Origin of the sequence: Kitasatospora sp. NPDC090091 (assembly GCF_044747365.1) — a bacterium.
Lineage (GTDB): Bacteria > Actinomycetota > Actinomycetes > Streptomycetales > Streptomycetaceae > Kitasatospora.
Map to the genome: position 1 here is coordinate 11593 of NZ_JBIVDY010000006.1, position 24351 is coordinate 35943.

General features: G+C 74.0%; 17 protein-coding genes. 10 read left to right on the forward strand and 7 right to left on the reverse strand.

The genetic code is table 11. The annotated features are described in order from the left end of the window. Positions 1-243 precede the first annotated feature (243 nt). Positions 244-2592: a collagenase gene (locus ACIPSC_RS12015; protein ID WP_400825020.1), complete on the reverse strand. Its 2349-nt coding sequence runs from the start codon at positions 2590-2592 to the stop codon at positions 244-246. A gap of 397 nt (positions 2593-2989) precedes the next feature. Here ACIPSC_RS12015 and ACIPSC_RS12020 point away from each other — a divergent pair, with 397 nt between their 5' ends. From ACIPSC_RS12020 to ACIPSC_RS12060, 9 genes are all read left to right on the forward strand, one after another. Beyond that, positions 2990-4147 (forward strand): aminotransferase class V-fold PLP-dependent enzyme, encoded by a 1158-nt coding sequence (locus ACIPSC_RS12020; protein WP_400825023.1) that lies wholly within the window; start codon positions 2990-2992, stop codon positions 4145-4147. A 240-nt stretch (positions 4148-4387) separates the two neighbouring features. Then, on the forward strand, positions 4388-5734 hold the full coding sequence (locus tag ACIPSC_RS12025) for an ABC transporter substrate-binding protein (RefSeq protein ID WP_400825024.1): 1347 nt from the start codon (positions 4388-4390) through the stop codon (positions 5732-5734). Further along, positions 5731-6666: a carbohydrate ABC transporter permease gene (locus ACIPSC_RS12030; protein WP_400825026.1), complete on the forward strand. Its 936-nt coding sequence runs from the start codon at positions 5731-5733 to the stop codon at positions 6664-6666. The genes ACIPSC_RS12025 and ACIPSC_RS12030 overlap by 4 nt, the downstream gene beginning before the upstream one ends. Then, on the forward strand, positions 6663-7592 hold the full coding sequence (locus ACIPSC_RS12035; RefSeq protein WP_400825028.1) for a carbohydrate ABC transporter permease: 930 nt from the start codon (positions 6663-6665) through the stop codon (positions 7590-7592). The genes ACIPSC_RS12030 and ACIPSC_RS12035 overlap by 4 nt, the downstream gene beginning before the upstream one ends. Before the next feature lie 2 nt (positions 7593-7594). Next, positions 7595-9310 (forward strand): glycoside hydrolase family 36 protein, encoded by a 1716-nt coding sequence (locus ACIPSC_RS12040; RefSeq protein ID WP_400825030.1) that lies wholly within the window; start codon positions 7595-7597, stop codon positions 9308-9310. Between the two features lie 103 nt (positions 9311-9413). Then, a complete protein-coding gene (locus tag ACIPSC_RS12045; protein ID WP_400825033.1) occupies positions 9414-10493 on the forward strand; it encodes a LacI family DNA-binding transcriptional regulator in 1080 nt (359 codons plus the stop codon). A gap of 355 nt (positions 10494-10848) precedes the next feature. Next, positions 10849-11973: a galactose-1-phosphate uridylyltransferase gene (gene galT / locus ACIPSC_RS12050; protein ID WP_400825035.1), complete on the forward strand. Its 1125-nt coding sequence runs from the start codon at positions 10849-10851 to the stop codon at positions 11971-11973. Beyond that, entirely contained in the window at positions 11970-13103 is a 1134-nt protein-coding gene (gene galK, locus ACIPSC_RS12055) for a galactokinase (protein WP_400825037.1), read from the forward strand. The genes galT and galK overlap by 4 nt, the downstream gene beginning before the upstream one ends. Positions 13104-13210: 107 nt before the next feature. After that, a complete protein-coding gene (locus tag ACIPSC_RS12060; RefSeq protein WP_400825038.1) occupies positions 13211-14074 on the forward strand; it encodes a helix-turn-helix transcriptional regulator in 864 nt (287 codons plus the stop codon). Between the two features lie 108 nt (positions 14075-14182). Here the strand turns inward: ACIPSC_RS12060 and ACIPSC_RS12065 are convergent, their stop codons facing one another. Continuing rightward, positions 14183-16507 (reverse strand): collagenase, encoded by a 2325-nt coding sequence (locus tag ACIPSC_RS12065; protein WP_400825040.1) that lies wholly within the window; start codon positions 16505-16507, stop codon positions 14183-14185. A gap of 413 nt (positions 16508-16920) precedes the next feature. Here ACIPSC_RS12065 and ACIPSC_RS12070 point away from each other — a divergent pair, with 413 nt between their 5' ends. Continuing rightward, positions 16921-17523, forward strand: coding sequence for a superoxide dismutase (locus tag ACIPSC_RS12070; RefSeq protein WP_400825042.1), 603 nt, complete (start codon positions 16921-16923; stop codon positions 17521-17523). A gap of 78 nt (positions 17524-17601) precedes the next feature. On the opposite strand, the gene meaB is transcribed toward ACIPSC_RS12070, so the two are convergent. The 5 genes from meaB to ACIPSC_RS12095 all read right to left on the reverse strand — a co-directional run bounded on the left by meaB (position 17602) and on the right by ACIPSC_RS12095 (position 24338). After that, positions 17602-18600 (reverse strand): methylmalonyl Co-A mutase-associated GTPase MeaB, encoded by a 999-nt coding sequence (gene meaB / locus ACIPSC_RS12075; RefSeq protein WP_400825044.1) that lies wholly within the window; start codon positions 18598-18600, stop codon positions 17602-17604. A gap of 13 nt (positions 18601-18613) precedes the next feature. Next, entirely contained in the window at positions 18614-20818 is a 2205-nt protein-coding gene (gene scpA, locus ACIPSC_RS12080; protein ID WP_400825045.1) for a methylmalonyl-CoA mutase, read from the reverse strand. After that, complete coding sequence (locus ACIPSC_RS12085; RefSeq protein WP_400825047.1) at positions 20815-22710, reverse strand: methylmalonyl-CoA mutase family protein; 1896 nt, start codon at positions 22708-22710, stop codon at positions 20815-20817. Before ACIPSC_RS12085 ends, scpA begins: the two co-directional genes overlap by 4 nt. 181 nt (positions 22711-22891) lie before the next feature. Then, on the reverse strand, positions 22892-23221 hold the full coding sequence (locus tag ACIPSC_RS12090; protein ID WP_400825048.1) for a DHCW motif cupin fold protein: 330 nt from the start codon (positions 23219-23221) through the stop codon (positions 22892-22894). A 118-nt stretch (positions 23222-23339) separates the two neighbouring features. Next, a complete protein-coding gene (locus ACIPSC_RS12095; RefSeq protein ID WP_400825050.1) occupies positions 23340-24338 on the reverse strand; it encodes a TIGR01777 family oxidoreductase in 999 nt (332 codons plus the stop codon). Positions 24339-24351: the final 13 nt, after the last annotated feature.

Genomic DNA, 24351 nt, shown 5'->3' on the forward strand with positions numbered 1-24351 from the left:
GAGCCGAGCCGCCCCGCGGCCTGAGTCGAGCCGCCCCGCGGCCTGAGTCGAGCCGCGTCGCAGCCTGAGCCGAGCCGGCCCGCTGCGCCGGCCGGGGTGAGCGGCACCGCAGCGGGCCGGGGCGGCCCGTCCGGAACGGGTCCCACACCCGCCCCGGACGGGCCCTTCCGACCGGTGTCGACCGGCCGGGCGCCGGCCCGGTGCCACGGTGGGGCGCGCGCCGGGCCGGCTCACCCTGCTCCGTTACCGGCGCAGGGGGCCTTCGCAGGTGTAGTCGGCGGTGCCGGCCCGACCGTCCGGCCAGACGTCGACCGTGCCGAACCAGCAGTTCATGTCGGCGAGGTTGTTGGCGGCGGCGCCGCCGCGGCCGAGCAGGTAGTGGTCGACGGTGGCGGCCATGTCCTGACGGATCCGGCCGGCGTCGGCCGAGTTGGTGAGGTTGGCGGTGATGCGCCCGCTGCAGCTGAAGCGCATCGTGTTGTTCCAGTCGGCGTTGTCCTTGCAGACCGGGGTGTTCTGGGTGGCGGCGGCGAAGGCGGACTGCACCTCCGAGGCCCACGCGTAGGCGAGCGCACCGTTCGGGGCGAAGGTGGTCACCGGCACGAAGAGGTCGTCGGCCTGTGGGATCTGCGCGTCCAGGTAGGCGGTGTACTCGGCCTGGAGGCCGGCGTCGCGGCCGAGGCGGTCGCGCCAGGCGTCGTAGCCGGCCTTGTCGTCGGCGCGCAGCAGCCGGTACATCTCGGCCAGCCGGTCGGGGTGCTTCTCGCCGAGCAGGTTGAAGAAGGTCGCCGCGTACGGGTAGGCGCGGAACCCCTGGCCGTCCCAGGTGGCGTGCAGGATCTGGTCGACCGTCAGGCGCGGCGTCCCGGCCTGGTCGTCCCAGCCGACCTGGCGGACCATGTACTTGCGCGCCTTGACGCCGCCGTCGCGGGTGGCGCCGGCGAAGTACTCGGCGGTGCCCTCGTTCATGGCGAAGGTGGCGTCGCCCGGCCAGCGGGTGGTGTAGCCGGACTCGGGGATCGCCCAGCGGGCGTTCAGGTAGTGGGTGTACTCGTGCCGGAACAGCTCCTCCAGGCTGAAGTACGACTCCTGGGTGGTGCGCTGGTAGGTGTAGAAGGTGGAGCGGTCCTCCAGGAACATGCCGCCGTTGTTGACGTCGCCGATGCCGAACAGCAGGCTCTGGAACGCCTGGTAGTTCGTCTTGGTGTCGTACAGCTGGACGGTGAGCACGGGGTGCTCGTCGCCGGGCAGCGGCCGGTCGGTGCCGATGGTGCGGAAGAACTGGGCCTTGACCTGCTTGGTGGCGTAGTAGAGCTGGTCGGCGGTGGCGCGGTCGAGCGCGGTGCGGACGACCAGGGTGCCGTTGTCGTAGCTGTAGGTGCGGGGGAAGAGCTGCCGCTCGATGTCGGTGCGGCAGACCCCGTACTGGGTGCAGAGGCCGAGGTCGTTGACCGGGCCGACCAGGTTGGCCCACGGGCGGCTCATCCGGCCGAAGCCGGCCTCGACCTGCTGGAGTTGGCCGCCGATCCGCTGGGTGAGCTCGGGCCTGAGCGCGGTGATCCGGGCGAAGCGGCCGTACTCCAGCATCGCGTCGGCGACCGCCCACTCGCTGGACGTGCCCTTGAGGTGGGTGTAGCCGGCGTAGGCGCGGAAGGCCTCGCGGTAGTCGGCGTCGGCGGCCACGGCGGCCCGGAACCGGCCCTGCGGGTCCTCGCCGATGTTCTCGATGCCCTGGAAGTCGAGCTGGAGGGCGCCCTGGACGGCCCAGTTCCACCCGGGGTTCCCGACGGCCGCGCTGCCGGGCGCGAACATCCGCAGTACCTGCTTGACCAGCCCGAGGCGGTCGGTGCGCAGGCCGGGCGCGGTGCCGGCCTGCAGCAGCTCGCCCATGGTGTCGCCGTTGGCCGTGGTGGGCTCGAAGACGCGGGGGTTGGCGGTGTAGTCGCGGATCGCGCGGTCGATCGCCGCGACGGTGGCAGCGTCGCTGATGTCGACCTCGGGGTGGTAGAAGTCGAAGTACACCGCGACGTGCAGGAAGTACCAGAGCTCGTGCTGGTTGCGGTTGTCGGCGTTGTCGAAGGACGGCGCCAGGCTGCTCACCCGGGCGGCGACGGCCTGAACGTGCGCCGGCGTCATCACCTTGGCCGTGCGGGGGTCCCAGTTGACCAGCAGCGGGCGCAGACAGTCCTGGTAGGTGTGCGCCGGGTCGGCCAGGAAGTCGGCGAGCGCGGCCGGGCTCAGGGCGGTGAAGGCTTCGGGGGTGCAGGCCGTTCCCCGGGCGGTGGCTTCGGCGGTGGTCGCGGGGCCGGCCGGGGCGCCCGGCTGGGCGCCGGTGGTCGGCTGGAGGGCCGCGGCGCCGGGCCAGCCCTGCGGGCCGGCCGCGGACGTACCGCCGGGAGCCGCGCGGTGGCCGACCTGGTCGGCGGCGGGCGTGGCGGGCGTGGCGGGCGTCGGCAACGCGGCGGCGGCCAGGGTGGTGGCGGCCGGACCGGGGCCGGCCGCGGCCTGGACGGTCTGCACCAGTGGCGTAGCGAGGGCGGCCGCCAGGGCGGCGGAGAGCAGGGTGTTGCGCATGGCGACAGTGGGGGGCACGGATCTCCTCGGTGAGGTGTGGGGGCGTCATATCTGCGGTCCGCCGGGGGAGTGGGGTCCGGGCGGCGGAGCTTCCTGTCCGGTCGAGGGGCCGGAGGGGTGACGCAATGCAACATAGTAATGTGAAATTGCACTGACAAGAGGGTGGCGGCCTGTTATCGATTCGTGTCCCGCCCGGTGCTCCGCCCCAGGTCGTGCACTCTTGACTGTCCGTCGGCCGCCCCGGCACTCCCCGTCGCGCGCCCCGGCGGGTGACGGGCGGCGGCCCCCTTTCTGCTGCAGGGGGCTTGACGCCGCCGGTGGTGCGGGCGTTTCCTGTGGGCCAACGCGTTGGAACGTGTTTGGTTCTGATCTGTTCTGTGTGTTTGAACGTTCAAATCGAAGGGTGCGGTGCAGCATGCCGGTGCGGACGACCCTCCCGGTCACCGACTACCTGCGGCAGTTCGACGAGCCTGCGGGCTACCTGGACTTCGCGCGGTTCGGCCCGGTGTCGGCCGAGGTGAGCCAGGTGCTGACCAGGGCGGCCGGCCGGATGCACAGCGGGCACGGCTGGGACACCCTGGCCGAGCTGGACGCCGCCACGCTCGACGCCGCGCGGTCGGCGGCCGACCTGCTCGGTGCCCGTCCGGAGGAGATCGCCTTCGTCGGCTCCACCTCGCACGGCCTGTTCGCCGCCGCCCACGCCCTCGCCGGCACGGCGCCGGGACCGGGCACGGCGCCGGGACCGGCCGCCGGTACCGTCCTGGTCGGCCGGCGCGACTTCCCCGGCGCCCTCTACCCCTGGCTGCGCGCCGCCGACCACGGCGGCCTCGCCGTCCGCCCGGTCGACGGCCCGGTCACCGCCGACGCCGTCCGGGCGCACCTGGACGGCACCGTGCGCGCCGTCTCGGTCTGCGCGGTGGACGCGGCGACCGGCTTCCGGGCACCGCTGGCCGAGATCCGGGAGGTGATCGGCCCGGACCGGGTGCTGGTCGTGGACGCCGTGCAGGCGCTCGGGGCGGTCGACCTCGACGCCGGCCCGGCGGACGTGCTGGCCTGCGGCGGACAGAAGTGGCTGCGCGCCGGCTGGGGCGCGGCGCTGCTCCTGGTCCGCGACCGGGTCGCCGACCGGCTCCGGCCCGGGCTCTCCGGCTGGTCCGGGGTGGTCGACCCGATCGACGCACCGCACCACCCCCGCCCGCCGCGGCCCGGCGCGGTCGCCCACACCCTCACCAACCCGGACGGACCGGCCGTCGCCGCGCTCGGCGCGGGGCTCGACCTGGTCCGGGCGGTCGGCCCGGCCCGGGTCGCCGCCCTGGTGGCCGACGCGCTCGACGGCCTGCTCGACGCCGCGCGGTCGGCCGGCGCCGAGGCGGCGCGGCCGGTCGGCGGCAGCGGGATCGGGCGGCTGCGGCTGCCTGGCGCCGACCCCCGGGCGGTGCACCGCACGCTCACCGACTCCGGCCTGGCCACCACCCTGCGCGGCGGCTGGATCCGGCTCTCCCCGCACGCCTCCACCGGACCGGAGGCGGCCGCCCGGCTCGCCGGGGCGCTGCGCTCCGTCCCCGTGGCCTGACCGGCCACGCCCCGGCCGGCCCCGGGCCGAACCGCCGGGGCGTCCTGCACCCCGACCGTCCCGCCCGTTCGGTTCCCCTGCACCGCCCCCGCCCCGCACTCCCTGCACCGACCCCCGCCCCGCACTCCCTGCACCGACCTCCGGCCCGGCGCCTCGTCCCGGCCGTCCGACCCCCGCCCGCGGCCGAGGTACCCGTCCCACGGCCGCAGCGGGGGCCGCCACCCCTCAGAGAGGACTGCCATGTCACACCTTTCCCGCCGCGACCTGCTGCGCGCCTCCGGAGCCGGCCTGTTCGCCCTGGCCGCCGGCGGCTCCCTCGCCGCCTGCGGCTCGGGCTCCGACTCCGGTTCCGGCTCGGGCGGCGACGCCGCCACCGGCACCGTCACCGTCTGGTCCTGGACCACCGCGGCCGAGGCCCTGCGCGGTGTCGTCCCGGCCTTCGAGAAGGACAACCCGGGGATCAAGGTGGACGTCCAGGACGTCGGCAACCCGGCGATCTGGGACAAGATCACCGTCGGCCTGGCCGCCGGCGGCCAGGGCCTCGCCGACGTCCTCCACATCGGGTGCGACTACCTCCCCGGCTACCTGGAGAAGTTCCCCGGCGGCCTGGCCGACCTCTCCGCGCTCGGCGCCGACGCCCACAAGGAGAAGTTCTCCAAGGGCCTCTGGCCGGTCGTCACCGGCAAGGACGGCAAGGCCTACGCGCTGCCGTGGGAGGTCAACTCGCTCGGCTTCTTCTACCGCAAGGACTACTTCGACAAGGCCGGCCTCGACCCGAACACCTTCGGCACCTGGGACGACGTGCTCGCCGCCGCGCCGCAGTTCAAGGCGGCCAACCCCGGTGTCTCGCTGATCGCCATCAACAAGCCGGCCGCCCCCGCCGAGGACCTCGACTTCCTGCAGTCGCTGATGCAGCTCCAGGGGTCGTTCTACTTCGACCTCAAGGGCAAGGTCACCATGGGCTCGCCCGAGGCGGTCCGGGCGCTCACCATCATCAAGCGCCTCGACGAGGCCGGTCTGGTCGGGGACGCCGCCGGCGACCACGGCTGGGTCAACCTGCTGAAGGCCGGCAAGGTCGCGGTCTGCCCCAACCCAGCCTGGGCCGTGCACTACCTGGAGACCAAGGTCCCCGACCAGAAGGGCAACTGGCGGATCGCCAAGCCCCCGGCCGTGGTGACCGGCGGCAAGCGGGCGGCGATCGTCAACTCCACCCATCTGGCCGTCGCCGCCGCCAGCCCGCGCCGCGTCGCAGCCTGGCGGTTCGTCGAGTACGCCCTCACCCGGCCGGCCTCGGTCAACAGCATGTTCAACGCCGGCGGCGTCTTCCCCGCGCTCACCGCGGCGTACACCGACCCGATGTACTCCGCGCCCAGCCCGTTCTACGGCGACCAGCCCGTCCTGAAGACCTTCACCGAACTGCTCGGCGAGGGCGCCGACGCCACCAACTACTCAGGCGACTACGCCCGCGCGCTCAAGCTCGCCAGTGACGCCCAGGTCAAGGTCTTCCTCAAGGGCGGCGACCCGGCCACCGTGCTCCAGGACGCCGCCAAGCAGCTCGCCCAGCAGACCGGCCGCAGCATCGCATGACCACCGCCACCCGCCCCGCCGCCCCCGCCGCGCCCGCGCCCGCCCCCACCGGCCCCGCCCGCCTGTGGGCCGCCCGCCGGCGCCGCCGCGCCCTGCCCTACCTGCTGCTGGCCCCGGCGCTGATCCTCTTCGGGTTCTTCAAGGCCTACCCGATCGTCTCCTCCCTGCTGCTCTCGCTGACCACCGGCTCCGGCGCCGCCACCCGTGACGCCGGCCTGGCCAACTACCGCCGGCTGCTGGACGATCCGCTGTTCTGGACGGCCCTGCGCAACACCGCGGAGATCCTCGCCCTACAGGTCCCGCTGATGCTGGGCCTGGCCCTGCTGCTCGCCGTCGGGATCAACTCCGCGCTGGTCCGCTGGCGCGCCGTCTGGCGGCTCGGCGTCTTCATGCCGGCCGTCACCGGCCTGGTCGCGACCGGCGTCCTGTTCGCCTTCCTGCTGCGCACCGACCACGGCGCCGTCAACTGGCTGCTCGACCTGGTCGGCCTGCCCGCCGTCGACTGGCTCGGCAGCCCGTTCTGGTCCCGGATCGCCATCGTCCTCGTGCTGACCTGGCACTACACCGGCTACAACGCCGTCATCTACCTGGCCGGGCTGCAGGGCATCCCCAAGGAGCTGTACGAGGCCGCGATGGTCGACGGCGCCGGCCCGCTGCGCCGCTTCCGGTCCATCACCGTGCCCGCGCTGCGCCCGGTGCTGCTCTTCACCGTGGTGCTCTCGACCATCGGCACCCTGCAGCTGTTCGACGAGCCCTACGTGCTGACCCACGGCGGGCCGGACAACGCCACCCTCACCGTCTCGATGTACCTGTACCAGAACGGCTTCCGCTACTTCGACTTCGGCTACGCCTCCGCCATCGCCTACGTGCTCACGCTGCTGGTGTCGGTGCTCGGCGCGGTCCAGATGCGCCTGATGGGAGAACGCGAATGACCACCCGTCCCGCCGTGGCGCGCCCCCGCACGCCGGAGCCCCGAACGCCGGGCCCCCGCACCCCGGACGGCGCCGCTGCGCCCGCCGGCCCCGCCGGCCGCCGCTCCGGCCGGTGGCGCGGCTGGCCGCTCACCTTCCTGCTGGCGGCCGTCGCCGGGCTCTCGGTCGGTCCGTTCTACTGGCTGCTGGTCGCCGCCTCCCACAAGGACTCGGAGATCTTCTCCTGGCCGCCCAGCCTGCTCCCCGGCGGCAGCCTCGGGGACAACCTGGAGCGCCTCCAGGCCAAGACCGGCATCGGCCGGGTCCTGCTCAACTCCCTTCTGGTGGCGGGCCTGCAGACGGTCGGCGCGCTGGTCGTCGCGCTGCTGGCCGGCTACGCCTTCGCCAAGTTCCGCTTCCGCGGCCGCTCGTTCCTCTTCGTCCTGCTGCTCTCCACGCTGGTGGTCCCGGAGCAGGTCATGCTGGTGCCGCTGTTCAAGATGATGCGCAGCTTCGGCCTGCTCGACAGCTACCAGGCGATCGTGCTGCCCGGCCTCTGCGTCCCGTTCGCGATCTTCCTGATGCGCCAGGCCCTCGCCGGGATGCCCGACGAACTGCTGGACGCCGCCCGGGTCGACGGCGCCGGCGAGTTCCGGGTGCTGTGGAGCGTGGTCGTCCCGGTCATGCGCCCCGTGCTGGCCGCGCTGTCGATCTTCCTCTTCCTGGGCGCGTGGAACCAGTTCGTCTGGCCGCTGATCGCGCTGCGCAGCCCCGAGATGCGCACCCTGCCGGTGGCCCTCGCCACCCTCCACGGCCAAGAGGCCACCACCGACTACGGCGCGATCCTCGCCGGGACCGCGCTCTCCACCGTGCCGATGATGGTCCTCTTCCTGGTCCTTCAGCGGCAGTTCATCTCCGGCCTGCTGGCCGGCGCCACGAAGGGCTGATCATGACCGACATCTGGGAACCGCACGCCCCCGCGGCCGACGGCGGGCTCCGGCCACTGGACGCCGGCGGCCTCGCGCTCTCGGTCAGCGGCGCCGCCACGGCCCGGACCACCGGCGAGGGCGTGGTCGAGGTGACCGCCGACCACGAGGGCGACGTCCGGATCGAGTGGCGCGTCCCCTGCGTGGACGCCACCGCCTTCTGGACCCCGGACACCAAGGGCACCGGCTGGCTGCCCGCGGCCTGGAGCGCGCCGCGCCGGGTCACCCTCACCCGCGGCGCCCCGGTGGCCGCCCTGGTCGGCACCGGTGACATCGCCATCTGCGCCTTCGCCGCCGACCGCGACGACGTGCTGGCCGGCGCCGGGGTGGTCGAGGAGACCGGCGAGTTCCGGGTCTGGGTCCAGGCCACCGGCCGCCTCACCGTCCGGATCGACACCTCCCGCCGCCACTTCGCCCGCTGCCTGGCAGGCATCGCCGGCTGGTGGTGGGCCGACCGCGAGGTGTACGTCCCCGACGCCGCCCGCCTGCCCGCCTACTCCACCTGGTACTCGCTGCACCAGAACGTCAGCCCCGAGGCGGTGGAGACCCAGGCCGCGCTCGGCAAGGAGCTCGGACTCGACACGATCATCGTCGACGACGGCTGGATGACCCGGGACCGCACCCGCGGCTACGCCCACTGCGGCGACTGGGAGCCGCTCTCGCTGCCGGACACCGCCGCGCACGTCCGGCGGGTGCACGAGCTCGGCGTCGCGTACCTGCTCTGGTACGCCCTGCCGTTCATCGGCAAGGACAGCGAGGCGTTCAAGGAGCTCGGTGGGTACGCGCTGGCCGACGCCGGCTACATGGGCGCGATCGTCGCCGATCCGCGCTACCCGCAGGTGCGCGAGCACCTCGTCGGCCGGCTCGCCCGCGCCGTCGAGGAGTGGGGCATGGACGGCCTGAAGATCGACTTCATCGACTGGTTCGGTGTCGCCGACCCGCCGGAGCCCGGCCCCGAGGCGGACAGCGCCACCGTCGACGAGGGCCTGGTGAAGCTCCTCGCCGAGCTTCGCCGCCGGATCACCGCCGTCCGGCCCGACGCCATGCTGGAGCACCGCCAGCCCTACGTCAGCCCCGGGCTCTGGCCGTACACCACCATGATCCGCGCCACCGACTGCCCGCTCAGCCCGGGCGAGAACCGGCAGCGCACCGTCGACACCCGGCTGGTGGCCGGCCCGGTCGCGGTCCACGCCGACATGCTGATGTGGCACCCGGAGGAGTCGGCCGAGCAGGTCGCCTGCCACCTGATCAACGTGCTCTTCTCGGTCCCGCAGATCTCGGTGGACCTCGCCGCCCAGACCGCCGAGCAGCGGGCCGCGCTCGCCTTCTGGCTCGGCGTCTTCCGGGAGCACCTCGCCACCCTGCAGCTCGGCGAGCTGCGCCCGGCCCGGCCCGACCTCGGCTACCCGATGGTCACCGCGGCCGGTCCGTCGACCGTCGTGGTCGCCCGGTACGCGCCGCTGCCGGTGCAGCTCGGCGGGGCGCCGTGGCAGACCCTGCTGGTGGCCAACGCCGACCCGGACCAGGTCGTCCGGCTGGTCGGCGGGGAGGGGCCGGCCGAGGTCACCGTCCAGGACGCCCAGGGGCGTATCGTCCGGCAGGGCACCGTCGACCTGGCCGGGGACGGCGCCGCCGTCGCGGTTCCGCGCGGTGGCCTGCTGACCCTGCGCCGGCCCTGACCGGCGGCTCCGCCGGCCCGGTGGCCCGGCCACCGGGCCGCCTGACCGCCCGCCCCGCCCGTCCGCCCGACCGTCCGCCCGACCGTCCCGCACCGGAGGACCGATGCCCCAGGGAGCGCCCCGGCCGCGCCGCGCCGCCGCCACCATCGAGGAGGTCGCCCGCGCGGCCGGGGTCTCCCGGCAGACCGTCTCCAACGCGCTCAACGCCCCGCAGCGGGTCCGGCCGGAGACCCTGGCCAGGGTCCGGGCGGCGATCGAGCGGCTCGGCTACCGGCCGGACCAGTCGGCCCGCTCGCTGCGCACCGGGGCCCGCCGCACCCTCGGCTACCTCGCCCCGGTGGACGACCCCTACGACCCCAACCCGCTGATGGCCGGCTTCCTGGAGGCGCTGGTCGACGCCGCTGCGACCGCGGGGTACCGGCTGCTGCTGTTCCGCCCGGCCCCGGGGACGACGGACGCCCGGCCGGCCATCGACGAGCTGATCGCGGCCCGGCAGGTGGACGGCCTGGTCCTGGCGGACGTGCTGCGCGGCGACCCGCGGGTCGGCCACGTCGCCCGGACCGGCGTCCCCTTCGCCACCTTCGGCCGGACCGGCCCCGGTGAGCCGCAGCACTGGGTGGACATCGACAACGGCGCCGCCACCGCCGGAGTCGTCCGGCACCTGGCCGACCGCGGCCACCGCCGGGTCGCCTTCGCCGGCCCGGCGGGGGAGGAGCTGCCGTGGATGGCCGCCCGCCGGGCCGGCTTCGCCGCGGAGGCCGCGCGGCTCGGGCTCGCGGCAGCACTGCCCGGGGCCGCGCTGCCCGGGGACGTACTGCCCGCGGCCGGGCGCTCCCCGGCGGGTGCCGCTTCCGGCCCCGGGGTGGCGCAGCTCCGGGCGCTGCTGCAGGGCGCCGACCGGCCGACGGCGGTGGCCGCCGGCAGCGACCTGGCCGCCCTGGCCGTGTACGAGGCGGTCCGCGCCGAGGGCCTGGTCGTCGGCCGGGACGTCGCGGTGGTGGGCTTCCACGACACGCCGCTCTGCCGGCACCTGCATCCGGCGCTGAGCTCGGTGCGGCTGCCGCTGCGGGCGATCGCGGCCGGGCTGGTCGGGCTGCTGCTGGCCCAGATCCGCGGCGAGACCGTGCGGGGGGAGGGGCTGGTCCTGCAGACCGAGCTGGTGGTGCGCGCGAGTTCGGGCTGAGCGGTACGGACACACCGGTGTCCGGCGCGGCGTGGTGCCACCGCGCGGAGCCGCCGGGCACCTCCGGAAACACCCCGCCGGTGCGGCGGGGGGACCGGCCGGGATGCTTGGGGCGCCCGGCCGGGCCGGAGCCGCGCGGGTGGGGTGCGGCTGTGGCGGGGCGGCGTGGGACGGGTGGGGCCCGTCCGCGCCGCCCCTCGGCGTTTGCTCCGGCACTCCGTCCACCGGGCGACCGTTCGCCCGCCGTGGCGGCCGCCTCCCGCACCGACAGTCGGCAGGTCCTTCCTCAGATGCCGTCCTGTTGGTTAATGTTCGATATTGTTTGTTCGTGTGGCAGTGGGAGGAGGAGTCGCGGATGGTGCCGACAGAAGCCGGACCGACGACCAGGACGGTGGTCGCGCTGGCGGACGGCCGGGAGTTGATCTACTTCGACCGGGGGGAGGCGGTCGGGCGCGACGCCGTCGACAAGCGCCCGCTGGAGCCCGGCCGTTCGGCCTCGCAGGTCCGCCGCGACCCGCTCACCGGGGCCTGGGTGACCATCGCCGCGCACCGCCAGGTCCGCACCTACCACCCGCCCGCCGACGAGTGCCCGCTCTGCCCGTCGCGCGACGGCCGGCTGAGCGAGATCCCGGCCGAGGACTACCAGGTGGCCGTCTTCGAGAACCGCTTCCCGTCCCTGGCCGGTGACGCCGCCGGTACCGGGGCGCCGCCGCCCGGCGGCGATCCGCTGCACCTGGCGCGCCCCGGCGCCGGCCGCTGCGAGGTGGTCTGCTTCACCGCCGACCACGGCGCCTCCTTCGCCGGCCTCGACGAGGACCGCGCCCGGCTGGTGCTGGACGCCTGGACCGACCGCACCGCCGAGCTCTCCGCCCGCCCCGGCGTCGAGCAGGTCTACGTCTTCGAGAACCGCGGTGCCGAGATCGGCGTCACCCTGGCCCACCCGCATGGCCAGATCTACGCCCTGCCGTTCACCACCCCGCGCACCGCCCGGACGATCGAGCAGGCCGCCCGCCACCGCGCCGCCACCGGCCGCAACCTCTTCGAGGACCTGCTCGCCGCCGAACGGGCCGACCCCGCCCGGGTGGTGGCCGCCGGCGAGCACTGGACCGCGTTCGTCCCGTTCGCCGCCCGCTGGCCCTACGAGGTGCACCTCTACCCGCACCGCCGCGTCCCCGACCTCACCCGGCTGAGCGAGGCCGAGCGCGCCGAGCTGCCCGGCATCCTGCTCGACCTGCTGCGCCGCTTCGACCGGCTCTTCGGCAGTGCCGAGCACCCCGTCCGGGCCCCTTACATCGCGGCCTGGCACCAGGCGCCCGCCACCAGCGGCGAGGAACTCGCCCTGCACCTGGAGCTGTTCACGATCCGCCGCACCGCCGACAAGCTCAAGTACCTGGCCGGGACGGAATCCGGCATGGAGGCCTTCATGAACGACGTCGCCCCCGAGTACGCCGCCGAGCGGCTGCGCGAGGTGGCCGGATGAGCGCCGCCGTCTTCCGCGGGCTGTTCGGCCACGACCCCGAGGGGGAGTGGGCCGCGCCCGGCCGGGTCAACCTGATCGGCGAGCACACCGACTACAACGACGGCTTCTCGCTCCCGATCGCCCTGGAGCAGACCGTCCGGGCCTGGGTGCGCCGCCGTGACGACGGCCTGCTCCGGCTCGCCAGCACCCGGACGCCGGGCCGGGTCGTCGAACTCGACGTCGCCGCCCTCGACCCGGGCGGCGCCGAGGGCTGGGCGGCCTACCCGGCCGGCGTCGTCTGGACGCTGCGCCGGGCCGGCCACGCCGTCGGCGGCGCGGACGTGCTGATCGACAGCGACGTGCCGGCCGGCGCCGGCCTCTCCTCCTCCGCCGCGCTCGAATGCGCCGTCGCCACCGCCTACGCGGACCTGCACGGCCTCGGCCTGGAACCCGGTGAACTGGCGCTGCTCGCCCAGCGGGCCGAGAACGACTTCGTCGGCGTCCCCTGCGGTGTCATGGACCAGATGGCCTCGATGTGCTGCCGGACCGGCAGCGCCCTCCACCTCGACGCCCGCGACCTCGCCACCCGGGACATCCCCTTCGACCCGGCCGCGGCCGGGCTGGTGCTGCTGGTCGTCGACACCCGGGTCCACCACGACCTCGGGGACGGTGCCTACGCCGCGCTGCGGGCCGGCTGCGAACGGGCCGCCGCCCTGCTCGGCCTGCCCGCCCTGCGCGACCTCGCCCCGGCCGGCCTGGACGCCGCCCTCGGCCGCCTGCCGGCCGAACTGCGGCCGCTGGTGCGGCACGTGGTCACCGAGGACGAGCGGGTCCGGCAGGCGGTGGACGTGCTGGAGAAGGACCCGGCAGCCCTCGGCCCGATCCTCACCGCGGGCCACGCCTCGCTCCGTGACGACTACCGGGTCTCCTGCCCCGAGACCGACCTGGTCGTCGCCACGGCCGTCGCGGCCGGTGCGCTCGGCGCCCGGATGACCGGTGGGGGCTTCGGCGGCTCGGTGGTCGTCCTGGTCGAGCAGGGCGCCGCCACCGAGGTGGCGGACGCGGTCACGGCAGCCTTCGCCGCCGCCGGGCACACCGCGCCGGAGATCCACACCGCCACCCCGTCCCGCGGCGCCCACCGGGTCCGCTGAGTCCGGCCGGGGCCGGCCCGGTCGGCCCCGGCGTCGGCACCGGCCCCGCGGCTGCCTGGTCCTGACAGGGCCAGGCAGCCGCGGGCGCCGTCCGGGAGACTGGCCGGGTGAGCACTTCGAACACCATCGGCGACTTCCTCCGGACCCGGCGCGGCCGGCTCCGCCCCGAGGACGTCGACCTGCCGGAATTCGGCGGCCGCCGCCGGGTGGCCGGCCTGCGCCGGGAGGAGCTCGCGCAGCTCGCCGGGGTGAGCGTCGACTACTACACCCGGCTGGAACAGGGCCGGGTCGGCAACCCCTCCGACGCCGTCCTCGACGCCGTCGCCCGCAGCCTGCGGCTCGACCCCGACGAGGCCCGGCACCTGCACCGGCTGGCCCGTCCCCGCCCGGCCGGCCGTGCCGCCGCCGCGCCGCCGCCGGCACCGCGCGGCCCGCAGCCGGTCCGGCCGATGCTCGGCCGCCTGCTGGAACAACTCCACGACACGCCCGCCATGGTGATGGGCCGCCGGATGGACATCCTGGCCTGGAACCCGGCCGCCACGGCGCTGTTCGGCGACTACGCCGCGCTCGCCCCCGCCGAGCGGAACATCGCCCGGATCACGTTCCTCGACCCCGCCTCGCGCGAGCTCTACGCGGACTGGGCCGCCTGCGCACGGGAGAACGTGGCCTTCCTCCACCTGGAGGCCGGCCGCCGGCCCGAGGACCGCCGGCTGGCCGCGCTGATCGGCGAACTCTCCATGCGCAGTGAGGAGTTCCGCCGCTGGTGGGCGGAGCACCCGGTGCGCGACAAGACCTCCGGCCGCAAGTGCTTCCACCACCCGCTGGTCGGCCGGCTGGAGCTGGCCTACGACACCCTGCGCCCGACCGACGACCCGGACCAGGCCCTGATCACCTACGCCGCCGACCCGGGCAGCCCGTCCGACGACGCCCTGCGGATGCTCCTCACCTGGTCCGCGACCCCGGTCGGCTGACGGACCAATCCCGCTGCGCACGGCGCGCGGGGACGACGGAGGGCCCCGCCGGTGCGGCGGGGCCCTCCTGGCCAGGTGCGCGGCCCGCGTGGCGCGGGCCGGGTCCGGCTAGTTGTACTGCGTGGTGACGCTGACGCCGCCGAAGGCCTGAGTGGCGGAGAGGCTGAAGTAGACCCAGCCGGCCGGCGGGTTCGAGACGGTCAGCGTCTCGTTGTTGCCGGCGTTGGTGGACTTCGCCAGGGCGTTGGAGGTGGTGGCCCAGCTGCCGCCGCCGTAGTAGAGGTCGGCGTTGCCGGTGCCGCCGCTGCTGGTGATGGTCAGCTGCTTGACGCCAGCCGGCAGGTACAGGAAGTGGTAGCTGTAGTTGCCGGTGGCGGCCGCGAGGTTGTCCCGGCGGCAGTTGTTGTCGAACTGCCGGGTGTCGGCGATGGTGCAGACCGGGGTGGTCGGGGCGACCGGGGCGTCCGGCAGCGGGCCGCAGTCGTTGGTGGCGCAGGCCGTGGTCAGCCAGGTGTCGAAGCCGGCGTCGTACCGGGTGCCGATGGTCTGCTTCAGGATGGTGCGGGCACCGTTCCAGTCACCGGTGCGGTACTTGGCGAGCACGGCGTCGAGGTCCGCGCGGTGCTCCTGGATCATGTAGCGAACGGCCAGCCAGCCCCAGCGGTAGACGCGGTTGGAGTTGACGGTGGCGTCGGCGGTCTGGTCGTAGACGGTGTCGAACAGCTCGCTGAGCTTGTAGGTCTTCTTGGCGGCCTCGGCGATCGCGTCGGTGTTGCGCGCGTTGCGGTAGCCGTAGGAGATGGTCTCCGCGATGCCCTCGACCCACCAGATGGTCGGGGTGACGATGCCGGCCTCGAAGTCGCCGTACATGTTGTAGCGGCCGTCGAGGTAGTGGGTGTACTCGTGGTTGAGGTTCCAGATCTGGAAGTCCGGGCGCAGCCAGGACGCCTCGTGGGCGATGAAGCGGGCCTGGTTGCCCGGCAGGGCCGGGTTGCCCTCCTCGTACATGCCGCCGTTGTCGACGTCGATGTTGTAGAAGGCCCAGGCGTAGAGCGAGTACTGGTCGTAGTCGTCGAAGACGACGACCTCCAGGTTGGTGTTCACGTCGCCGGGGATGGCGCCCTTGTCACCGATGATCCGGTGGAAGTAGGCGTCCTGGTTGATCAGGCTGGTGCAGGTGGTGGCCAGCTGCGCGGGGGACATGTCCTGCGCCTTGATCCTCAGACCGTCGTTGCAGGTCTGCTGGATCGGCAGGACCACCGGGATGAGGCGGGTGGCCAGATCGCAGATGCCGTAGTCCGCGCAGTGGTCCTTGTCGAACTCACGGGTGGCCCAGCCCAGGTTCATGGTGATCGGGGCGGTGGGGCCGGTGTTCGGGTAGCGGTTGATCAGGTCCTTCAGCATCGGCCGCAGCTGGGTCCGCAGCTCGGGGACCTCCAGGCCGTAGCCGAGGTAGCGGCCGATGTTGCTGACGACGTCCCAGCGGTTCAGCAGCGAGTCGTTGCGGGTGATGAAGCCGGACCAGGAGTTGAGGATGCCGGTGTCGGCCTTGAGCGCGGCCTTCCAGCCCGTGCTGTCGGTCGTGGACGCGAAGCCGTCCTTGAGGACCCAGTCGAACTCGGCGACGGTGGCCGTCATCCGCTCGGGCCAGGTGCCGGTGTAGTGGTCGAGCAGCCACTTGAAGAAGCCGGCGTAGCGCCCCAGGGTGTCGGTCTGGCCGATCACCTTGACGACCTCGACCAGGAGCTCGCCGTTGGCGGTGGTGGCGTCCTTGCTGTGCGCGTTGGCGAAGAAGGCGTCCAGCGCGCCGCGGGTGGCGGCGGCCAGCGTCGGGCTGTAGCTGCCGACGGTGCCGGGGTTGACCGACTGCTGGTAGTAGCCCGCCCGCAGGAAGAGGACCAGCTGACCGACGGCCGTGCCGTTGTCGCCCGGGTAGGCCGGGGAGGCGTCGCGCAGCGCGTTGGCGACGGTCACCATGTTGGACTCGCGGAACGCGGTCGCGGCGGTGTTCGCGTCGATGTTGAACAGCGGGTAGGTGCAGTCGACCCGCGGCAGCGCCTTGAGCTGCTGCACCAGTGCGCCGCCCGTGGCGTTGATCACCCCGGACAGGTCCGGACAGGGGTCCCCGGCGGCGGCCGAGAACTGCTTGGCGGCCTTGACGGGGGCGGTGGCCGGGGCGGCCGGCGGGGCGTGCTCCTCGGTGCTGTCCTGCGCGGAGATCTTGAAGGGGCTGTTGCTCTTGGCGTCGGGCGACTTGGGGACCGGGATCGACCGCGGGGCCGCAGCGCCGGTGGCGCTGGTGGTCGCCGGGGCCGCGGAGCCGGCCGGGGCGGCCTGGCTCGCCGGGGCGAAGAGGCCGAGCGAGATGAAGAAGGCCGCGCCGAGCGCAGGGAGCCTGCGCGCGTTGGCCTTGGATATCCGGAAGGGACGCATCTGTGGGGGCCTCCGGGGCCGTTCGGGGCCGCGGAATGGGGCGCGGCCTCTCGATGTGTGACATGTAAAATGGCACATGGTCCCCAGTGGCGGGAAGGCCCTGCGATCGGATTGCCGCCCGCCGCAACCGAAACGTTGTCAGAGATCCGCCGCCGCACCGCCCGAAGCGGGGCGATTCGGGCGGCCGGCCCTCCATCTCCCGTCGCGCCCCGCCTCCCTTCGCGCCCCGCTTAGCGTCGCGCCTCGCGGTCACTCACCCTCGCCGCCCGTGCCGGGTGCTGACGGCCGTTCCGCCCGACGGCATGTGAGGAATAAGCAGGAGCCCATACTTCGTTCTTGCAAGTGATACGCAATAGTGTGGTGCCGGCACGATCACCACCCGTTGAACCCGCCGAAAGGGGCTGTGTCCCACCATGGGCACCTACTCGCTTCCCGACCTGCCGTACGACTACTCCGCGCTGGAGCGGGCGATGTCCGCCGAGATCCTGGAGCTGCACCACTCCAAGCACCACGCGGCCTACGTCAAGGGCGCCAACGACACCCTGGAGCAGCTCGCCGAGGCGCGCGACAAGGAGCAGTTCGGCGGCCTGGTCGGCCTGCAGAAGACCTTCGCCTTCCACCTCTCCGGCCATGTGCTGCACTCGCTGTTCTGGCAGAACCTCTCGCCCGAGGGCGGCGACCGCCCCGAGGGCGAGCTGGCCGACGCCATCACCGAGCACTTCGGCAGCTTCGAGGCCTTCAAGAAGCAACTCACCACCGCCACCACCGGCGTCCAGGGCTCCGGCTGGGGGATCCTCTCCTGGGAGCCGCTGGGGCAGCGCCTGATCGTCGAGCAGGTCTACGACCACCACGGCAACGTCGGCCAGGGCACCACCCCGCTGCTCGCCTTCGACGCCTGGGAGCACGCCTACTACCTGCAGTACCGCAACGTCCGCCCCGACTACGTCACCCGCCTCTGGGACGTCGTCAACTGGCAGGACGTCTCGGCCCGCTTCGCGGCCGTCAAGTCCGCCTGAGCGGCCGGCTGTAACGGGAGGACCCCGGACCGCTCGGCGGTCCGGGGTCCTCCCCGTGGTCGTTGGTCCGGGTGGGGCTCAGTCGGCCGAGGCGCCGAAGAAGCCGTCGAGGATGCGCTGCGCGGCCAGGCCGGGGGGCAGTGAACCGGCGCGCACCTGCTGCTCCAACTCGGGGGCGAGGCGCCGGACTTCCGGGTGTTCGTGGAGCCTGGACCAGAGCTGGTCGTGGACCATGGCCCAGGTCCACTCGACCTGCTGGTCCCGGCGCTTGGCCTGGAGCGCGCCGGTGGCGTCGAGGACCTTGCGGTGCTGCTGGATGCGCTCCCACAGCACGTCGAGGCCGGCGGCGTCGCGGCCGCTGCAGGTCAGCACCGGCGGCGTCCACGGCGCGTCCGGCGCCTGCAACAGCCGCAGGGCGCCGGCGAGTTCGCGAGCGGCCGCCTTGGCGTCGGTCTCGTGCGGGCCGTCGGCCTTGTTGACGGCGATGACGTCCGCCAGCTCCAGCACGCCCTTCTTGATGCCCTGCAACTGGTCGCCGGTGCGCGCCAGGCTGAGCAGCAGGAAGGTGTCGACCATCCCCGCCACCGTCGTCTCCGACTGCCCGACGCCGACCGTCTCGATCAGGACGACGTCGTAGCCGGCCGCCTCCATCACCACCATGGACTCCCGGGTGGCCTTGGCGACCCCGCCGAGCGTGCCGGAGGTGGGGGAGGGGCGGACGAAGGCGTTCCGGTCGACGGCCAGGCGCTCCATCCTCGTCTTGTCGCCCAGGATGGAGCCGCCGGTGCGGCTGGACGTCGGGTCGACGGCCAGCACCGCGACCCGGTGGCCCAGGCCGGTGAGCATCGTGCCGAAGGAGTCGATGAAGGTCGACTTGCCGACGCCCGGAACGCCGGTGATGCCCACCCGGACCGCGTCGCCCGCATGCGGCAGCAGCCGCCGGAGCAACTGCTGCGCCAGCGCGCGGTGGTCGGGCCGGGTGGACTCGACGAGGGTGACGGCCCGCGCGATCCAGGCGCGCGAGCCGTCCAGGACGCCCGTCGCATAGCTGTCGAGGTCGATCGTCCGCGGTGGCATGAGGGTCAGCGGCTCACAGCTCGTGGCCGAGGTCGGCCGCCAGCGACTTCAGCAGGTCGTAGGCGGCGTCCGGGATCACCGTGCCGGGCGGGAAGACCGCCGCGGCGCCCGCCTCGTACAGCGCGTCGAAGTCCTGCGGGGGGATCACCCCGCCGACCACGATGGTGATGTCCTCCCGGCCGGCCTCGGCCAGCTCGGCGCGCAGCGCCGGCACCAGGGTGAGGTGCCCGGCGGCCAGCGAGGAGACGCCGACGATGTGCACGTCCGCCTCGACGGCCTGGCGGGCCACCTCGGCCGGGGTCTGGAACAGCGGGCCGACGTCCACCGTGAAGCCGAGGTCGGCGAAGGCGGTGGCGATCACCTTCTGGCCGCGGTCGTGGCCGTCCTGGCCCATCTTGGCGACCAGGATGCGGGGGCGGCGGCCCTCGGCCTGCTCGAACCGCTCGACCAGGTCCCGGGTGCGCTGGAGGGGGGCCGACTGGCCCGCTTCGTCTCGGTACACACCGGAGATCGTACGGATCTGGCCCGAGTGCCGGCCGTACACCTTCTCCAGGGCGTCCGAGATCTCGCCGACGGTGGCCTTGGCCCGGGCCGCGTTGACGGCCAGGTGCAGCAGGTTGCCGTCCAGCGCGCCCCCGCGCTGCGGGCCGGCCTCGGCGGCCCGGGTCAGCGCGTGCAGGGCGGCCTGGGTGGCGGCCTCGTCGCGCTCGTCGCGCAGCCGGCGCAGCTTCTCGATCTGGCGCGCCCGCACCGAGGAGTTGTCGACCTTGAGCACGTCGATCTGCTCGTCGCTCTCCACCCGGTACTTGTTGACGCCGATCACCGGCTGCCGGCCGGAGTCGATCCGGGCCTGGGTCCGCGCGGCGGCCTCCTCGACCCGGAGCTTCGGGATGCCGGCGTCGATCGCCTTGGCCATGCCGCCGGCCGCCTCGACCTCCAGGATGTGCTGCCAGGCGCGGTTGGCCAGGTCGTGGGTGAGCTTCTCGACGTACGCCGAGCCGCCCCACGGGTCGATGGACCGGCAGGTGCCGGACTCCTGCTGGAGCAGCAGCTGGGTGTTTCGGGCGATCCGGGCCGAGAAGTCGGTCGGCAGCGCGAGCGCCTCGTCCAGCGCGTTGGTGTGCAGCGACTGGGTGTGGCCCTGGGTGGCCGCCATCGCCTCCACACAGGTGCGGGTGACGTTGTTGAACACGTCCTGCGCGGTGAGCGACCAGCCGGAGGTCTGCGAATGGGTGCGCAGCGACAGCGACTTGGCGTTCTTCGGGTCGAACTGCTTGACCAGCTTGGCCCAGAGCAGCCGGGCCGCGCGGAGCTTGGCGACCTCCATGAAGAAGTTCATCCCGATCGCCCAGAAGAACGACAGGCGCGGCGCGAAGGCGTCCACGTCCAGCCCCACGTCCAGACCCGCCCGCAGGTACTCCACCCCGTCGGCCAGGGTGTAGGCCAGCTCCAGGTCGGCCGTGGCCCCGGCCTCCTGGATGTGGTAGCCGGAGATGGAGATCGAGTTGTACCGCGGCATCTTCTGCGAGGTGTACGCGAAGATGTCCGAGATGATCCGCATCGACGGCTGCGGCGGGTAGATGTAGGTGTTGCGGACCATGAACTCCTTGAGGATGTCGTTCTGGATGGTCCCCGCCAGCTTCTCCGGCGGCACCCCCTGCTCCTCGGCGGCCACGATGTAGAGCGCCAGGACCGGCAGCACCGCGCCGTTCATGGTCATCGACACCGACATCCGGTCCAGCGGGATGCCGTCGAAGAGCTGGCGCATGTCGTAGATGGAGTCGATCGCCACGCCGGCCATGCCGACGTCGCCGGTGACCCGCGGGTGGTCGCTGTCGTAGCCGCGGTGGGTCGGCAGGTCGAAGGCGACCGAGAGGCCCTTCTGGCCGGCCGCCAGGTTGCGGCGGTAGAAGGCGTTGGACTCCTCGGCGGTGGAGAAGCCGGCGTACTGCCGGACCGTCCACGGCTGGTTCACGTACATGGTCGGGTACGGCCCGCGCAGGTACGGGGCGATGCCCGGGTAGGTGTCCAGGAAGTCCAGGCCGGCCAGGTCGTCCGCGGTGTACAGCGGCTTGACGCCGATGCCCTCGGGGGTGTCCCAGACCAGCTCGTCGACGTCCTTGCCGGTGGCCTGCCGCCAGGCGGACCGCCACTGGCCGTCGGTGACGTCGGCGGAGCCGTCCCGGTCCAGCCCGATGCCGGTGAAGTCGGGGATCATCGTGCCACTCCGCTTTCGTCGGTGATCAGGTCGAGCAGGCCGGTCAGGGTCGCCACGGCGTCGCCGCCGGCGAACACGAACGCGTCCACCCCGGCGGCTTGGAGGGCCTCGCGCCGGTCGCCCGGCCGGCCGGCCAGCAGCACCTGCCGGGCGCCGGCGGCCTTCAGGGCGGCCGCGACGGCCGCGGCGTGCTCGTCGTACAGCGGGTCGCTGGAGCAGAGGCAGGCGACCGGTGCGCCGGAGGCGGCGAAGGCCTCGGCGAACGCGGCCGGGTCGGTGCCCTCCAGCGAGGCGGTGGCGATGCCGCCGGCCTGGAACAGGTTGGCGGCGAAGGTGGTCCGCGCGGTGTGCGCGGCGGCACCGCCGATCGAGGCGAGGAACAGCTTCGGCCGCTCGCCGGTGGCCGCCAGGTGGGCGTCCGAGCGGGCGCGCAGCGCCTCGTAGGCTTCGGCGCGCCGGACCCGCGGCAGCCCGCCGGCGGGCCCGGCCGGGGCCGGCTCGCGCACCGGGGACTGCTCGTCCAGGTTCGGGAACTCGCTGACGCCGGTGATCGGCTCGCGCCGCTTGGCGAGCTTCGCGGAGCGCTCCGCCCAGGTGGCGGCGATCCGCTCGCCGACCAGCCCGGAGCCCAGCGCGGCCCGCTGGCCGCCGGCCCGCTCGATCTCCTGGAACCAGGCCCAGGCGGCGTGCGCCAGCTCGTCGGTCAGCTGCTCGACGTACCAGGAGCCGCCGGCCGGGTCGACCACGCGGGCCAGGTGCGACTCCTCCAGCAGGATCGCCTGGGTGTTGCGGGCGATCCGGCGGGCGAAGGCGTCCGGCAGGCCCAGCTCGCTGTCGAACGGCAGGACGGTCACCGCGTCGGCGCCGCCCACCCCGGCGGCCAGGCAGGCCACCGTGGTGCGCAGCATGTTCACCCACGGGTCGCGTGCGGTCATCATCACCGGGGAGGTGACGGCGTGCTGCCGCTGCGCCGAGGCCTCCGGCGCTGCGCCCGACACCTCGGCCACCCGGGCCCAGAGCCGGCGCGCGGCCCGGAACTTCGCGATCGTCAGGAACTGGTCGGCGTCGGCCGCGTAGCGGAACTCCAGCTGGCCCAGGGCGGTGTCCACCGGGAGCCCGGCGTCGGTGAGCGCGCGCAGGTAAGCGACGCCGGTGGCCAGCGAGCAGCCCAGCTCCTGCACCGGGGAGGCGCCGGCCTCGTGGTAGGGCAGGGCGTCGACGGTCAGCGCCCGCAGGCCCGGGTAGCCGTCGGCGCAGCGGGCGGCGAGCGCGGTGGCCTCGGCGAGCAGCGCCTCGGTGCGCCCGGCCTCGCCGGTGCGGGCCTCCAGGCCCAGCGGGTCGGCGCCGAGACTGCCCGCGGCGGCCCCGGGGGAGACCTCGCGCTCCTGGTAGAGCTTGAACAACTGCTCGGCGGCTGCACCGAATTCGGCGCCGGCGTCGAGGGTGACGCCGGCCAGGTCGAGGTAGACGCCGGTGAGCGCCGCGGGCAGCGCCGCGATGGGCAGGGCGTCACCGCCCAGCTCCAGCCAGAGCGAGCTGCCGCCGTTCTCCAGGTCGGCGAGGACCGCCTCGTTGGTGCGGCGCGCGTCGGGGTCGGCGTGGCGCTGGCGCACGTCCCAGCCGGACACCGCGGCGCCCTGCGGCCGCCCGCCGCGGACGAACGGCGGGAAGCCGGGGTAGCCGGCCTCGGGGGCGGAGTCCTCGGCGGTGTACAGCGGGCGGGCGCGCAGCCCGTCCTGGAGTGCGGTGGTGAGCGCGTGCTCGGCCGCCCCGCCGTCCGCGGGCTGCGCACCCGACTTGCGCAGCACGCCCTCGACGAGGTGCTGCCACTGCTCACGATGTGCGGCCGGGAACTCGGCAGCCAGGGGGAGCCCTTCGGGCGGGACCGTCATGTCCGGCAGGTTAGCGCCCGTCGGCGGGGGTGCAGCAGAGGCAGCGGGTGTGACCTTGCACTCCCTCTGCAATCGGTTGCACTGCCGCCCGCTCGCGGTGTCGAACGTCGGCGCCGTCCGGCCGTAGGCCGAGGCCGCCCCCGTCCGCCGGCGCGCCGAGGCCGGCTCCGGCACCCGTTCGTCAGTCGACGATCAGCAGGCTGGCGCCGGTCGGCGCACTGGAGCGGTGCGCCTCGGCGTCGTCGGCCACCTGGTAGCTGCCGCCCTGGGGGGTGACCACGACGCGGCCGTCGTCGAGCGTCGTGACGAGCTCGCCCGCCAGGACGTACAGCACGTGCCCCTTGCGGCACCAGTGGTCGGCGACGTACCCGGGGCTGTAGTCCACCCGGCGGACCCGAACCCCGCCGAAGTGCTGTACCCGGCTGGCCACCTCACCGCTCTCACCCGGCTTGCGGTCCTCGCGGACCTGGCTCCAGTCGGTGGCGGTGAAGGGGAATCCACTGAGATCCATACGGGCACACTACCCGGCCCGGCACGGGGAGTTCGGCCGTTTTCGCGGCGTGGTCGTACCTGCAGACTCCTTCGGAGGGCCCCTGCAGTCGCCGGCCGTTCCGTCGGCCGGCCCGCGGTCAGGTGCCGGGGTCAGGGGTACGGGGCGCAGGCGAGGAGGCAGGGGAGGAACGGGCCGGGCGCCAGCGGCGGCGCCGGGCCAGGTCGACGGCGGCGGCCGGCCACTGCGGGTGCTCGAAGCCGAACCCTGCCTCCTGCAGCCGCCCGGGCACCACCGTGCGGCTCTTCAGCAGCAGCTCGGTGTCCGAGCGCAGCGCGAAGGCGCCGACCTCGGCCATCCACCGGGTGGCCGGCAGGCCCACCGGAATCCCCCAGGCGCGCCTGATCGCCTGCATGAACGCGCGCTGCGCCACCGGGTGCGGCGCGGCGAGGTTGACCGGGCCGGCCAGCTCCTCCCGGTCGAGCAGGAACCGCACGGCACGCACCAGGTCCCGGTCGTGGATCCAGGACATGTACTGCGAGCCGCCGCCGATCGGGCCGCCCAGCCCGCAGCGCGCCAGCCGCAGCATCATGTCGAAGGCGCCGCCGCGGTCGGGGCTCATCACCATCGCGCAGCGCAGCGCGACCTTGCGGGTCTGCGGGGTGGGGGAGAGCTCCTGCGCGCGCTCCCAGGCCTTGGCGATGTCGACGCTGAAGTCCCAGTACCGCGGCACGTCGGGCTCGCCGCCGCCGAGGACGCCGCTCTCCTCGTCGTGCGGTGCGCCGAAGTGGTGGGAGTAGATGGTGGCGGTGCTCATCTGCAGCCAGACCCGCGGCGGGCGCTTCGCGGCGGCGATCGCCTCGCCGACGACCCGGGCGGAGTCCACCCGGGAGTGCAGCATCTCGCGCTGGTTGGCATCGGTGTAGCGGCAGTTGACGCTGCGCCCGGCGAGGTTGACCACCGCGTCGGCGCCGTCGACGGCCTCGGCCCAGCGGCCGAGGGTGCGGCCGTCCCAGTAGAGCTCGCGGTCGGCGCGCGGCCGGCGGGTCAGGACCAGGACTTCGTGGCCCTCTTCGGTCAGCGCGCGGTCCAGGATCCGGCCGATCTGTCCGGTTCCGCCGGGTATGACGAAGCGCATCGAGCCCCCTCTC

What these genes read in the sequence shown, in the direction of transcription:
- ACIPSC_RS12030 (WP_400825026.1), top strand. Translation starts at nt 5,731, where the DNA reads ATGACCACCGCCACCCGCCCCGCCGCCCCCGCCGCGCCCGCGCCCGCC.
- ACIPSC_RS12085 (WP_400825047.1), bottom strand. Translation starts at nt 22,710, where the DNA reads ATGACGGTCCCGCCCGAAGGGCTCCCCCTGGCTGCCGAGTTCCCGGCC.
- galK (WP_400825037.1), top strand. Translation starts at nt 11,970, where the DNA reads ATGAGCGCCGCCGTCTTCCGCGGGCTGTTCGGCCACGACCCCGAGGGG.
- scpA (WP_400825045.1), bottom strand. Translation starts at nt 20,818, where the DNA reads ATGATCCCCGACTTCACCGGCATCGGGCTGGACCGGGACGGCTCCGCC.
- ACIPSC_RS12020 (WP_400825023.1), top strand. Translation starts at nt 2,990, where the DNA reads ATGCCGGTGCGGACGACCCTCCCGGTCACCGACTACCTGCGGCAGTTC.
- ACIPSC_RS12065 (WP_400825040.1), bottom strand. Translation starts at nt 16,507, where the DNA reads ATGCGTCCCTTCCGGATATCCAAGGCCAACGCGCGCAGGCTCCCTGCG.
- ACIPSC_RS12045 (WP_400825033.1), top strand. Translation starts at nt 9,414, where the DNA reads ATGCCCCAGGGAGCGCCCCGGCCGCGCCGCGCCGCCGCCACCATCGAG.
- galT (WP_400825035.1), top strand. Translation starts at nt 10,849, where the DNA reads ATGGTGCCGACAGAAGCCGGACCGACGACCAGGACGGTGGTCGCGCTG.
- ACIPSC_RS12035 (WP_400825028.1), top strand. Translation starts at nt 6,663, where the DNA reads ATGACCACCCGTCCCGCCGTGGCGCGCCCCCGCACGCCGGAGCCCCGA.
- meaB (WP_400825044.1), bottom strand. Translation starts at nt 18,600, where the DNA reads ATGCCACCGCGGACGATCGACCTCGACAGCTATGCGACGGGCGTCCTG.
- ACIPSC_RS12070 (WP_400825042.1), top strand. Translation starts at nt 16,921, where the DNA reads ATGGGCACCTACTCGCTTCCCGACCTGCCGTACGACTACTCCGCGCTG.
- ACIPSC_RS12040 (WP_400825030.1), top strand. Translation starts at nt 7,595, where the DNA reads ATGACCGACATCTGGGAACCGCACGCCCCCGCGGCCGACGGCGGGCTC.
- ACIPSC_RS12025 (WP_400825024.1), top strand. Translation starts at nt 4,388, where the DNA reads ATGTCACACCTTTCCCGCCGCGACCTGCTGCGCGCCTCCGGAGCCGGC.
- ACIPSC_RS12090 (WP_400825048.1), bottom strand. Translation starts at nt 23,221, where the DNA reads ATGGATCTCAGTGGATTCCCCTTCACCGCCACCGACTGGAGCCAGGTC.
- ACIPSC_RS12095 (WP_400825050.1), bottom strand. Translation starts at nt 24,338, where the DNA reads ATGCGCTTCGTCATACCCGGCGGAACCGGACAGATCGGCCGGATCCTG.